11 protein-coding genes are annotated in these 12926 nt (G+C 46.7%); 4 read left to right on the top strand and 7 right to left on the bottom strand.

Translation table 11 applies throughout. The features are described from left to right. The first annotated feature begins 88 nt into the window (after positions 1–88). From F6K51_RS32680 to F6K51_RS32690, 3 genes are all read left to right on the top strand, one after another. On the top strand, positions 89–1825 hold the full coding sequence (locus tag F6K51_RS32680; protein WP_293100722.1) for an ABC transporter substrate-binding protein: 1737 nt from the start codon (positions 89–91) through the stop codon (positions 1823–1825). Positions 1826–2301: 476 nt separating this feature from the next. Continuing rightward, on the top strand, positions 2302–3150 hold the full coding sequence (locus F6K51_RS32685; protein WP_293028742.1) for a DUF3598 family protein: 849 nt from the start codon (positions 2302–2304) through the stop codon (positions 3148–3150). Positions 3151–3224: 74 nt separating this feature from the next. Beyond that, a complete protein-coding gene (locus tag F6K51_RS32690) occupies positions 3225–4076 on the top strand; it encodes a class I SAM-dependent methyltransferase (RefSeq protein ID WP_293028745.1) in 852 nt (283 codons plus the stop codon). Positions 4077–4318: 242 nt separating this feature from the next. On the opposite strand, the gene F6K51_RS32695 is transcribed toward F6K51_RS32690, so the two are convergent. Both F6K51_RS32695 and F6K51_RS32700 read right to left on the bottom strand, forming a co-directional pair. Beyond that, positions 4319–5098, bottom strand: coding sequence for a phosphocholine cytidylyltransferase family protein (locus F6K51_RS32695; RefSeq protein ID WP_293028748.1), 780 nt, complete (start codon positions 5096–5098; stop codon positions 4319–4321). A 13-nt stretch (positions 5099–5111) separates the two neighbouring features. After that, positions 5112–5525, bottom strand: a complete 414-nt coding sequence (locus tag F6K51_RS32700; protein ID WP_293028752.1) for a class I SAM-dependent methyltransferase — start codon at positions 5523–5525, stop codon at positions 5112–5114. A gap of 119 nt (positions 5526–5644) precedes the next feature. Between F6K51_RS32700 and F6K51_RS32705 the strand changes: the two genes are divergently transcribed. Further along, the gene (locus tag F6K51_RS32705) at positions 5645–6484 is read left to right on the top strand and encodes a class I SAM-dependent methyltransferase (protein ID WP_293028754.1); all 840 of its coding nucleotides are present in this window, start codon (positions 5645–5647) and stop codon (positions 6482–6484) included. 366 nt (positions 6485–6850) lie between these two features. Here the strand turns inward: F6K51_RS32705 and F6K51_RS32710 are convergent, their stop codons facing one another. The 5 genes from F6K51_RS32710 to F6K51_RS32730 all read right to left on the bottom strand — a co-directional run. Beyond that, positions 6851–7936 (bottom strand): 2-aminoethylphosphonate aminotransferase, encoded by a 1086-nt coding sequence (locus F6K51_RS32710; RefSeq protein ID WP_293028756.1) that lies wholly within the window; start codon positions 7934–7936, stop codon positions 6851–6853. A gap of 52 nt (positions 7937–7988) precedes the next feature. After that, a complete protein-coding gene (gene aepY, locus F6K51_RS32715) occupies positions 7989–9134 on the bottom strand; it encodes a phosphonopyruvate decarboxylase (protein ID WP_293028759.1) in 1146 nt (381 codons plus the stop codon). Continuing rightward, positions 9135–10820, bottom strand: a complete 1686-nt coding sequence (gene aepX / locus F6K51_RS32720) for a phosphoenolpyruvate mutase (protein ID WP_293028762.1) — start codon at positions 10818–10820, stop codon at positions 9135–9137. Positions 10821–11136: 316 nt separating this feature from the next. Next, positions 11137–12153: a LicD family protein gene (locus tag F6K51_RS32725; RefSeq protein ID WP_293028765.1), complete on the bottom strand. Its 1017-nt coding sequence runs from the start codon at positions 12151–12153 to the stop codon at positions 11137–11139. Between the two features lie 131 nt (positions 12154–12284). Then, positions 12285–12926: PDZ domain-containing protein (locus F6K51_RS32730; RefSeq protein WP_293028768.1), on the bottom strand; the 642-nt coding region annotated here is incomplete at its 5' end.

Here is a 12926-nt window from a genome sequence, read left to right on the forward strand (position 1 = left end):
CCCCACACTCCCCACACTCCCCCCACTCCCCACACTCCCCACACTCCCCACACTCCCCACACTCCTCCCTCTTCAAGCAGTTGCGCTGGTGCTATCTTGTCTATTGACCCTTACAGGTTGCCATCCGAACCAGTTTAAGACTCAAGCAGCTCAGGTCTCTCAACTAGTGTTAGCTACTCCTAGTGACCCAGCTACCTTTAACACTATTGTTAATACCTCTCCCTTTGGTGTATTTGGTTACATCTACGAAGGATTGTTGAGTGAGAATGGCATGACAGGGGAGTTGGAACCAGCACTAGCTGAATCTTGGGACATTTCCTCAGACCGACAGCAGATCACCTTCACCCTGCGGGATGGGCTAAAGTGGTCTGATGGGGAACCCCTGACGGTGGATGATGTGATCTTTACCTATCAGCAGCTTTACCTGAATCCCAAGATTCCCACAGTTTCCCGAGATTTCCTCAAGATTGGTAGTACTGGTAAGTACCCATCGGTGCGCAAACTAGATCAGCAGCGAGTTGAGTTTACCTTACCACAACCCTTTGCGCCATTTGTGAGATCCGCAGGAACCCTAGCCATTCTACCGGCTCATGCGTTACGAGAGTCTGTGCAAGCCACTGATGGTAATGGCAATCCCCAGTTTCTTTCAACTTGGGGCACTAACACCAATCCCCAAGACATTGTTAGCAATGGTCCGTATCGACTACAAAAGTATACCCCTGCTGAGCGAGTCATCCTACAACGCAACCCTTATTACTGGCGTGCTGATGCTCAGGGAAATCCCCAACCCTACATTCAACGGATTGTCTTACAAGTTATCCCATCCTCTGATAACCAGTTACTCAGATTTCGCTCTGGGGAGTTGGATAGCCTCAGAGTGAATCCCGAGGCGTTTGGGTTACTCAAACGAGAGGAAAAGCGGGGGAAATACACCATTTACAATGGCGGACCGATGCCTAGCATTAGGTTTGTCGGTTTTAATCTCAACAAAGCTCGCAATGCTCAGGGAAAACCTTTCGTAGACCCAATCAAGTCTCGTTGGTTCAATACCTTGGCCTTTCGACAAGCGGTAGCCTATGCTATTGACCGGGAAAAGATGAAAACTAATATTTATCGGGGACTGGGTGAAGTACAACATTCCCCCATTGCTGTCCAAAGTCCCTATTACCTATCCCCAGAAGATGGGTTAAAAGTTTACAACTATCAACCCCAGAAGGCAAAACAATTACTATTAGAGGCTGGTTTCAGGTATAACTCCCAAAATCAGCTGCTGGATTGGGATGGCAACCGGGTACAATTCACTTTGCTGGTGAAATCAGACGATAAATCCCGAGTAGACGCAGCAGTTCAGATTAAACAAGACTTGAGCCAAATTGGGATAGAAGCAGATTTGCAGGTACTCAGCTTTAACCTTGTGCTCAGAAAGCTCCTATCGACTCGAGATTGGGAGTGTTATGTGGGTGCCTTTGGAGCAGGAGTGAGTGAGCCTCACAGTATATTTGTTTTCTGGTATAGCGGAGGATCGTTTCATCAATTTAATCAAGGTCCTCAACCCGGACAACCACCACTGGAAGGGTGGGAAGTGTCTGACTGGGAGCAAGAGATTGACCGTCTGTTCAATGCTGGGATAAAAGAACTTGATCAGAGCAAACGCAAAGCCATTTATGGTCGATTCCAGGAAATCGTTGCCGAGGAGTTGCCCGTGTTTTTCCTGGTCAATTCACTAGACTTTCAGGCAGTACGCGATCGCATCGAGAATATCAAATTTTCTGGCTTAGGGGGACCGTTATGGAACATTGATGAGCTGAGAATTGCGGAAAACTAATCAAGTCTTGGGTCTTGGGGGATGGGGAGTGTAGAGAGTGTGGGAGGTGTGGGGGGTGTGGGAGGTGTGGGGAGATGGGGAGATGGGGAGATGGGGAGATGGGAAGTGTGAACGCTAATAATTGGTAGAAAAAATAGCTGGAATTACCCTTAATTTGATGATATTAATTTTGATAATTGCCAAAAAAAGTGCCTATAGAGCATAGAAAGAAAGGGGTTGATAAAAAATGCGATGCTAAGCATTGAGCCCCTACGGAATTGACCGTTCGCGCAGCGTCGGGTTTTTCCCGAAAGGTCACGCTAAATGCGATCGCATCAGTTATTTGACTAGGTGATAGCGATCGCTATCCCATCCTGTAGGCGCGAGTATAGCGAACGCGCCCCGCGTGACCAAAGGTCGCGTAGCGTGGCCTACGGCCAATCGCTTTCTTTGTTAACTTAGAGTAGGTTAAGTCGGACTAGAGGAAGTAAAGAACCATGAATGATCATAATCAGATTCAGGACAACCAGTCAACTGACCAGTCAGACGAAAAATTATTCCGACAATGGTATCGCTTTATTGAGGATCATGGATTCACCTGGAAAGGAATTCTTTCTCGATATAAGGGTAACGGAATTCTTGATAAAGTCCTTGATTCCACAAGAAGATTTACTCCTCTGGCAGATGCATCTCAACTTGAGCATTATCTATGTTTTATTAACCAAGACGACCCCTCGGAAGTCCAAGAAAATACGTGGATTATTGAGAAATGCGGTCCAGGTATCTCTCACCCCATCGATCTGAGTTCAACCACGATGTTTTCATCTAAATCCTCTGGTGTAATGAGCAGACCTCTTAGGAAAGACCAGGCCAACTTCACCGAAATTTACCTGTTCCAAGGGAACCGTCGTATCAGCGTGGTAATTGGCTATTTCCCCGATCGCTCCAAGGAGTCAGAGAATCGATGTGTACTCTCCGGGATTTCCTTGTTTCGCGAAGTGAAACTTGACGTTGTCCCATTTCCCTGGTCTAATCAGAGACCAGAGGTAAGTAATCGGGATTATCCGAGCATTAAGGCCATAGATACCCTGGTATTACGATCAGGCACATTTGATGAAATTCCCCTGCCAGATTACCCTGCCCATTGGCCGAAAGACGGTCGATTAATCTTTGATTTTCCCGACGGCATTTCCATAAACGTGCCAGAAACCCTTGAGCCTGGTCACGATAGCACTCTCATCGTCAGTTGGAGATACAGCCCTGATAGAATCAAGAGAGGGGTTGCTCACTTCACGGATGATACCCGCGCAGCTGATTTGATTACCCAGGAATGCCTGATTGTCTAACAATAGGGTGGGCAATGTCTAGCAAGCCTTAGTACTAGGATTGACATTAGACTTACTAAAAAGATTACCGCAACATGACAGTACCCACCAATAATCCCAAGGAATTTAGACAATTTGAATATTGTGGATGGCAACAGTCAGTAGACCAATATCATTCCTCTTTTTCATCTCTAACTAGCCAAACTATCGAGTCTTTGCTTGATAGTGTAAATGCCGCAAGGGATATGGAATTACTTGATATTGCCACTGGTCCTGGCTATGTGGCTGCCCAGGCCCACAAGCGAGGATGTAAGGTAACGGGGGTAGATTTATCAGACGCTATGGTTGCCAAAGCACGGCAACTGAATCCCCAGATTGACCTACGGTCACGCTACGCGATCGAATTTTTTCAGGGTGAAGCGGAATCGTTACCCTTTCCCGAATCTCAATATCAAGCAGCCGTAATGAACTTTGGAATTTTGCATTTGGCTGAACCAGAAAAAGCATTGGGTGAAGCATTTCGGGTAATTGCTAGCCAGGCCAGGTTTGGGTTTACTGTGTGGAGTAAGCCAGAAAAATCGATAGCGTTGAAGATTATGAATAAGGCGATTGAGACCTATAAAAATACAGATATTACTCTTCCAGAAGGGCCGCCATTTTTTCTGTTTAGTGAACAGGATTATTGCTTCAAGTGTTTGCAAAATTTAGGATTTAAGAATCCTTCTGTGCAGGAAATTCCCCTACTCTGGGAACTTAGCAGTGCCGATGAACTTTTTGATGCTTTTTATAAAGGCACCGCCAGAACAGGTGGGATACTGCGCGCTCAAACTAGTAAATCCCTTGACAATATACGGGCAGCAATTCACCAGGACACTGCAAGCTATAGGCAAAATAATCGACTGCTTCTGCCTATGTCAGCCATAGTTGTATCTGCTCAGAAACCTTGAACTCTTCCCCAAATGAAGTAACGGTACTTAAACCAAAATCGAGAGTCAATAAAGGTATAATACAGTTATGGCCGACATTTCACGTTAAGACTTGAGGAATGAAACAGACAACTCCCGCACCCCTTGCCCCCTTGCTTTGACATGATATTAGAGGCGTAACGGAGCAGCGATGTCTTTCCGTTTTGTGGAGTGGCTGACTTAAAATCGGGACCTATTCTTCGCTTACAAAGCTGCTTTGGGCTTTATTTGGGCTTGATATCTGTATAAGTCCCATTACGTAAGTGAGCATCTTTCTGGAGAATTGCTGGATAGATTTGCTCTCTAGCTCTGGCAAACTGGTATCGGTCATCAATTTCTGCCCAGAGTAGATCCCTAATCACCGTATAGTAAACTGGATAGGATTTTGCTGCTGCTATCAGCCCATCAGTTTCATAATCCAGCTTGAGGCTCGTTTTAAATCTTAGGCTGGCTTGCGCCAACATCCTTTGAAACAAAGGCTGGGATATTTTGGAAATACCGACCAATTCACCAGCAATTTGACTCCCCAGTTCAGCCTTATTTTTAGACATCGCAACGATTGTCTCACCTGAGGTTTCCACATAGACTTCATCGCCAGCATTGGTTTGGCCAGATAGCAAGACCACATTGTCTTTAGGAAAGTTCAAGACTGCTGTCAAAGCACGCTGTTCGTAAATCAGATCTGATTCCAACAACAGAAAATCACCCTCAATCAGCTCACGGGCACAATAGAGGGAATACATGCTACCTGATTCGGCATAGTGTGGGTTATTAATCGTCAATATCTGATCATGAAAACGTTGCTGCAGACGCTCATAAAAGTCGGATAAATGACCAGTGACAATGATGATGCGCTGCATACCGCAGGCAGTCAGGCGCTCGATCGATTCCTCAATAATGGGTTGCTCTCCCAACTGGAGGAACCCTTTAGGAGCCGATTGCCCTATTTCCTGCAGTCTAGTGCCCATACCAGCAGATAGAATAACGGCTGTTTCTACTTGCATTAGTGTTTATCAATCAAGACATTGAAACGATATTTGCTATTGTCGTAGCCGACCCTGACACCACAACATCGAAGTGAGACTCCCTGGGCAGATCAATGGCCTCTCCCACGCTGATTATGGCTTGGGGCATGGCAGCTAGGGCAATTTTCACCAAGTTTGCTGAGTAATCAATCCCCGTCACTGGGTTACCTTGTTCGTAAAACGGATAGAGAAAGGTACCCGCGCCGCACCCGACTTCCAACAATGAATCCTTTGGGATGATGTTGAGCTGGTTCGCGATATGCTGCACATAGGCCATCCAGGCTGATTCCTGGACACCTGAGAATTGGGTATCATAGCCATTTGCAACCAGCAACGAGAGCAAAGTTGGCTGTTCTATCCCATCGACATGTCTGCGATTCCAGATTTTGTACCAGTTGTTCGGCAATATTTTACGCCTTGAACTATCTCTTAAAACCATATCTATGGTATACAAGCATACATTAATTTAGTAGTCTGAGTACATAGAACATCATCTATGGCACCGAGAATGGTAAAAGCAAAGGCATGATTAAGGAATATGAAAACTATCAGGATACATCCAAAAGCTACGACACCACTCGTATCCCAATCGGGGTTGAAATTTTATTGGGTTGCTTTGCGACTACCCCTCGTCCTTTGCCAGAGCAGGTGATCTTGGATGGTGGGTGTGGTACTGGAAACTATATCCAAGCCTTGAAGAGCAAAGTCAATAGCCTGTGGGGTCTAGAATTCAATGGGGGAATGTTGGCGCAAGCAACAGAAAAGTTCCGCAATCACCCCAATATTCACTTAGATCAAGGCAGTCTTCTCGATCTTCCCTATGAGAATGAAACCTTTGATGGGATAATGTGTAACCAGGTTCTCCATCACTTGGGTTCGGAGGACGCAGCTCAGGAAAATTTTCCTGAACTGGCCATGGTGTTTGAGCAAGCGTATCGAGTGCTGCGTCCCCAAGGCGTGTTTGTGTGTAATACCAGCAGTCATCCACAGGTTTATGATGGATTTTGGTGGGCTGATCTGATTCCAGACGCGGTATCGAGAATCGCTAAACGTATGCCACCAATAGCATCCATTACTGAGAAATTGGATCAAGCTGGCTTTTGCTTTGGGGGCATTGTTGTCCCAATTCATGCTGTGATGCAAGGTGACAATTACCTTGACCCAGAAGGCCCGCTCAAGCCAACCTATCGCAATGGTGATTCTACTTGGTCTTTGGTGAGGCAAGCGGAATTAGAACAAGCATTGGAGCGAGTTGGAAATATGAACAAGGATGGAAGCATCGTTCACTATCTTGAGCAACGGGAAAGTTTGCGCCAAAAATTGGGGCAAACAACCTTTGTTTATGCCTACAAGAAACCGAGTTGAGAGCCTCCATCTTTTAATTGCTAGAAGAACCTGAATTAACGACCTTTTAGAATCTGCTGTGCTATGAGCTAAGGCGCAAGCTTCGGCAACAGCCCACAGAGACATCAAATTCACAGCTGATAGGCACAATAAAGAACTTTGATCTTCTCTGCATAATCCTGATTATGGGGAAGATAGGGTTGTGGTGGCGAAAGATAGGCTTGTTTGAAAATGCCTTCTGACTCCATCTGTTGCAAGGTAACCTCAAATATTAACTTATTATTTACTTGCTTATTGACGCATTTTTATAAAGTTTTCGATGTTTTTATTGTCTGATGTTTTTCGAACCAAAACTTAGGATATTTAATTAAAATTAAATAGTCCCTGTTAATTCTTAAACAAAGCATGAAAACAATCCACCAGACGGTCTAGATCACTCGGTTGGATATCGCCCATATTAGCTATCCGGAAAATCTGGTTTTTGAGTCCCCCCTGCCCCGCATAAATCACAAAACCGGATTCTTTCAGCGTGTCATGGATTTGCTCATAGCTGTAGCCTGGGGGCAATTTAAAAGAAGTCAGGACACAGCTATAATCTTCCACATCCAAGAGCGGTTTGACCCCGAGATTTTGCAGACTTTGCAAAATCTGCTGAGCACGCTGAGTGTAAGAGCTGTGTCTGGCCGAGAGTCCCCCCATGTCCTCCATTTCCTTGAGAGCCTCCTGGAGCCCATAGGCCACCTGTACAGCTTGGGTAAAGGGCGAATAGCCCTTTGCCTGGTCTTGCTGATAGCGATAGAGATCTAAGTAAACGGTTCCAGCGCCAGAAGGGCGAGTCTCAAAAATGGATCGCTTTACCAACACAAACGATAGACCAGGCACACCATGGAGGCATTTATTCGCCGTTGCCGCACAGGCTTCCAAATTCCAAGGGGCAAACTCAATGGCCTCGGCACCAAAACTGGAGACACTATCAAGCAGCAGTGCGACATTGTAGCGCTGACACAGTTGACCCAACTGAGCCACATCATTCAGCCGTCCAGTGGTGGTTTCGTGATGAACGGCAATCACATGGGTAATGGCTGAATCCTGGCTCAGGCACGTTTCAACCTCCTTCAGGTTCATTGGCTCGTGCCAGGGAGCCTTGACCACCTCCAGGGACTTACCGTGAGCCTTGATCATTGCTGCCATGCGTTCACCATAGACCCCATTTGTTACCACTAAAGCCTTGCCATCTTTAGGCACAAGGGTTGATAGCATTGCTTCTACCGCACAAGTGCCGGAACCGGTAACTAAAATAGCCTCATAGTCCTCAGCGGCTGCGGGATACACCTTGGCTAAACGCGCTTTGATATCTAGGGTCAGCTCAGCAAACTCAGGTTCACGATGGCACAGGTCTGGCTGGAGTAAGGCACGGCGCACGCGATCGCTGAGGGTAACAGGGCCAGGGTTGAGTAAGATAGTCCGGTTCATGTTGGTCTTAGAGCTTAGAGTTTGGCTGAATTCAGATCGAATCAAGGTGTGATTATCGGGCTTGTATAAACTGCCGTAGACGTTGAGCAACCTCTGGGGGGGTAACGTGGGGCCGAGGTAATTTGTCAGGAATACCAGGCTTAATCTTGGCGTGAATGAACATTAATTGCTCGGATCGGTCTTGGGTCAAAGCTTTCACGTCTTCAGGGGTTGTGGCTACAGCAACTTGTTTGTAACCACAGGCTTTTGCGATCGCACCAAAATCAATGGAGGCCGACACGGTGGACTGTCCCCCTGTGGATTCATGGCGCTGATTGTCTAGGAGAATATGCCGCAAGTTGGGCGGACGTTCATAGCCAACGGTGGCTAACGCTCCTAAGCGCATCAAAGCGGCACCATCGCCATCGACCACAATCACCCGACGGTGGGGCTGAGCCAGCGCTATGCCCAGGCCCAGACTGGATATACATCCCATGGAACCAACCATGTAAAGTTGATTGGCTTGGTCCTGAATGGCATACAATTCCCGACCGGTGTAGCCCGTAGTGGCCAACAGAATGTCTTCAGTCCCAGTTGCAGCTTGGATGGCTTGCAGCATGTCACGACGGGTGAAGGAGGGCTCCTGTGGAAGGGGGAGAGCTTCAGCAGGGCTGCTCAACAGGGGCTTGACGGTTAATTGAGAGCTTAAGGGGCAAGATTCCACGGAACCCTTTTGCATTATTAGGGCATAGGGGGTCTGATGCTGCTGCATATGGGCAACCGCCCGGTCTAGAGTAGGCTCAACCTGGTCTATTTCCGTGGGAAAAGGTTCCCATGGCACCTGGATTAGATCTAGCAATTGGGGAGTAATGGCTCCCATCAGCTGGTGCTGGGGTTCATCCGGTGCCCCACCGGGTTGTCCTCGCCAGGTCACAATCACCAAGATGGGAATCTTAAAGGTTTGATTCAGAGAGGTGAGGGGATTGACAGCGTTACCAAACCCCGAATTCTGAAACATCACCACACTGGGCACTCCAGCCAATTCGGCACCGGATGCGATCGCCACGGCATCTCCTTCATTGGTAGCCCCCACATAGCGGAGATGATCAGAGTCAATGACGGTGTTAATAAAAGATTTGAGGTAAGAGCAGGGCACCCCTGTGTATAACCCAAACCCTTTTTCCTGAGCCGCTCGGATAAAGTATTCGGATTTGATCATTTAGAAACTTCCAGCCTTGAACAGATCTTCGACTTGATCGATATCGAGCCAATGCCCTTTGATATAAAGCACATGTACCCGATGGCCATCGCTGATCAATCGATTAATCAGAGTCGGCATTCGTCCCTGTTGCCGCACCTGCTCGGACTGGAGCAAAGTATTAAGGGTATCCCGTAATTTCTGCTGCCCCTGTTGGGACACTTTCAGCAATCCGGTCCATATGCCACAAATTTCCTGATCAGGCAGGTCAGGGGTGATTTGCTGTAGATAAACATGTTGATAAAATGCTTGGGTCGAGTCAGGTAGAGAACAAGCAACGTAATCGGGTCGGATTTGCTGGGTTTGGCGGTGCTGACTCGAATCTATAATGACCACAAAGTCATGATCAACCCCTGACAGCATTTGCAGAATGTACTTCTTGAACAGAACATCACCGTAGCCGATGATCCAATCCTGTCCATCCTGGGGCAATTCCTGCAAGCCTCGACTCAGGGAAACGAGTTCACCTGTGGTGTCATAGTCGTCGTTATCTACAAAATCGAGGCCAGGTAAGTTGACAACTTCCTTTTTGTAGCCACGCACAACCGTGATGTCTTGAATCCCAACACTGTGGTGCTCTTCCACAATCCGTGATAGCAGGGGTTGACCTTGCAGATTTACCATGCACTTGGGTTTATCTTTAGTGAATTGACCCAATTCAATCCCACGGGAAGCTGCTAGCAGAACTGTGCGAATCCCACCCCCGTTCTGGGGTAAATAGCGCTGCTCCGCTTCTGCATGTTCGGCGACACCTTGCAGCCGAAAGATCTCAGCGACAGGAACGATCTTGTCTTCAACATTCAGCAGGTTCTGCTCTACCATTAACTGCTGAGCCACCTTTTGGGTCATCGTTACGGAAGCGCGGAGTAGTTGATTGGCCCAAATGGCGATGGAGAAGCCAGCATCCCTAAAGACTTCAGTCGGCGTTGCGTAGTACTTGGTCGGTACAATTACCACCGGTGCGCGATCGCCCCACTCCCGTTTGAAGGCCAACACTTCATCAGGCACACGCAAGGCACTGTGGATCAAAATGCCATCTGCACCGGCATCGTAATAGGCTTGGGCTCGCCTTAATGCTTGTGAGAGCCCCCAACCGGCAATAAACGCTTCTACTCGGGCAATTAGGACAAAGTCATCATCACTTTGGGCATCTTTACCGGCCTTGATTTTGCCGCAGAACTCGTCCATGTCAGCCAGGGGCTGAGCTGTGCCCTTAATAAAGCTATTGGTCTTGGGGAAGAGTTTGTCCTCAATACAGACACCAGCGACACCACGCTGCTCTAATTTTTTGACCAAGCGTTGCACATTGTTAAAATTTCCGTAGCCCGTATCCCCATCCAGCAGAATTGGGACAGAAGTGGCATCGGACATGAACTCAACCACTTCCAAGACTTGAGTCCAACTTGCTTCGTTGTTATCACGCACACCCAACTGGGCAGAAATGCTGAGTCCACTGCCCCAAATGCCCTGAAAGCCTGCCTCTTCAGCAATCTTAGCGCTGATTCCATCATGAGCCTCTATCAGAAACTCTAACTGCTTAGAGTTCAGCAGTGTTCTAAGTTGTGTCGTTTTTTTAGGTTGTGTTGTTTTTCTAAGTTGCGTTGCTTTTCTAGGTTCTGTCGTTTTTAATTGTGCTGTTGTTTTCATTTGGCATCCTAAAATTGCAACAATGTTTGACCAAAGTGGTCTAGGAAATAAGCTTGCTTTTTATCTTTGTTAAGGATCTCAATCGATCATGAGCCACTCAAAACACCGTTAAGTCAGGATTAGCTCTTCCTACCCTGATGCTGCTGTCGGCTCATAGCCTTTCAAGACTACTTGACTAGCCGTTTGACTACCAGTGTTTAGAAACATGACAAGGCTACCTAGCTCCCAGACCTTCCACGGTGGGGAAGAAATCAGGGGAGTTAGGGAAACCAGTGCAAAGGCTCAATAGCCTTATCTAACGACGTTTAACTAGCCTTTAAGCTAAATTTAAAATAATTTTAACTTTTTTTGTGCTCAATGAATATAGCTTCGGATCGTGATCAGGTCCTAGGGCGACATTCAAACGATGATTCCAAATCCTGCAAACCTTTAAAACGTCTTGCCCGTATCCTCTTTTGAGATACGTCTCGGCCTGGTTGGGTCCATAAATCTTAAAATCGTAGAATTGAAACTCTCGCAAAGGAAAGATCTCATCGATATCTGGATACTGAGGATGTCCCCCTTCAGAGGGCAATCTCCTTTGGTCATAGATATAGATGTCAATCCCGTCACTTATTTTGTAAAGATTTTTTTCGATCTTTCTAAAGTAGAAACCATGATCATTGAGGAGAGTTTCTAAAGTAAATAATTTATGGAAATCTCCCTCTGTCATTTCAATATCAATGTCATCATCCCAGGGAATGACTCCTTCGTGTCGCAGAGCACCGATTAATGTCCCTGAAATAGCCCAGTAAGGGATATGATGCTGTCTAAGGAGGGAATCAAGGAACTGGAAGTCTTGGCGCAATTGCCAATGTATTGGTTTTAATTTCTCAGCCAAAGCAACTACCATGTCCGCGATTGTCCCTGTCTTTTTTGATTCAATGCCCCTATTTATGGCATAGTTGTAATGGGCGATCGCTTCAGCAAGTCCTTTTTGTTTTGTCAGCGCCTCGTGGGGTTGCGCTGATAACACATCTGACTCTAGCGCTAGGGATGGCTGATACATGGTGGCTGCTTGTATCACTTGACGGGCACAGCGATCAATCTCTTCTAATCGCTGTAATGAAATTTGAGCAGACAACAATAGGTACCACAGCTGCTCGTGAAATTCCTCGCAGTCTGGTTTAATCTTAATCGCTTTCAGGTAACAGGCAATTGATTCGACCCACTCACCTTGTTGGCAGTAGAGCTCTCCCAATTCTAGATAAATTTGAGGATTATCTGGTTGCAGCTCAATGTTTTTCTGGGTGTTGGCGATTGCCTGTGCTAGATGATCGGGTGGATTTAACAATGTATCTTTTATCTTAGTCCCGTGCTGTAATCGCTTCTGCACCTAGGTTTGACTCCTGAGGAAGGCCGACCCTTAAGGATTTGCATACCTTCCCTCGGGTTTGACCACTTCTAGATTACGCCCCGTAATAACTAAGTAGGATTTTTTAGTGCATCGGTGCGAACAAACACGCTAGTAATCTGCTTACCGCGCCTTACTTTTATCTCTAGTACCTTATTTACTCCACTATTTTCCACAAGGCGCTGTAGTTGTGTAGCATTAGTAACAGGTGTTCCATCAATTTGAACAATTATATCCCCACGACGCATACCAGCATCAGCGGCTGGTGTATCCGGCATTACTTGAACTACCAAGACACCATTGATTTCTGGTAATAGGAAAACAGAATTGGGGTCATTGTTGTTCTCTTGTGCTAGTTCCGGGGTTAGGGTTGTCATCCGAACGCCGATATATGGATGGACAACTTTTTGTCCTTGGGCTAGTTTGTTGGAAATCTCTTTGACTTTGTTGATGGGAATCGCAAAACCAATTCCCATGGCATTCGCCCGAATAGCAGTGTTGATGCCAATTACTTCCCCTGTCGCATTCAACAACGGACCACCAGAGTTTCCAGGATTAATAGCTGCATCGGTTTGAATAAAGTCTAGTCGCTTGTCGGGAATACCTGCCTGAGCGCTGGAGCGTCCTATGGTGCTGACAATTCCCAAAGTCACTGTATTATCTAGCCCTAGGGGGTTACCAACAGCAATAGCCCAATCTCCAACCTGAACTTG

Source organism: Moorena sp. SIO3I8 (assembly GCF_010692325.1).
In the GTDB taxonomy this organism is placed as follows: domain Bacteria; phylum Cyanobacteriota; class Cyanobacteriia; order Cyanobacteriales; family Coleofasciculaceae; genus Moorena.

What these genes read in the sequence shown, in the direction of transcription:
- F6K51_RS32710 (WP_293028756.1), bottom strand. Translation starts at nt 7,936, where the DNA reads ATGAACCGGACTATCTTACTCAACCCTGGCCCTGTTACCCTCAGCGAT.
- F6K51_RS32705 (WP_293028754.1), top strand. Translation starts at nt 5,645, where the DNA reads ATGATTAAGGAATATGAAAACTATCAGGATACATCCAAAAGCTACGAC.
- F6K51_RS32690 (WP_293028745.1), top strand. Translation starts at nt 3,225, where the DNA reads ATGACAGTACCCACCAATAATCCCAAGGAATTTAGACAATTTGAATAT.
- F6K51_RS32695 (WP_293028748.1), bottom strand. Translation starts at nt 5,098, where the DNA reads ATGCAAGTAGAAACAGCCGTTATTCTATCTGCTGGTATGGGCACTAGA.
- aepY (WP_293028759.1), bottom strand. Translation starts at nt 9,134, where the DNA reads ATGATCAAATCCGAATACTTTATCCGAGCGGCTCAGGAAAAAGGGTTT.
- F6K51_RS32685 (WP_293028742.1), top strand. Translation starts at nt 2,302, where the DNA reads ATGAATGATCATAATCAGATTCAGGACAACCAGTCAACTGACCAGTCA.
- aepX (WP_293028762.1), bottom strand. Translation starts at nt 10,820, where the DNA reads ATGAAAACAACAGCACAATTAAAAACGACAGAACCTAGAAAAGCAACG.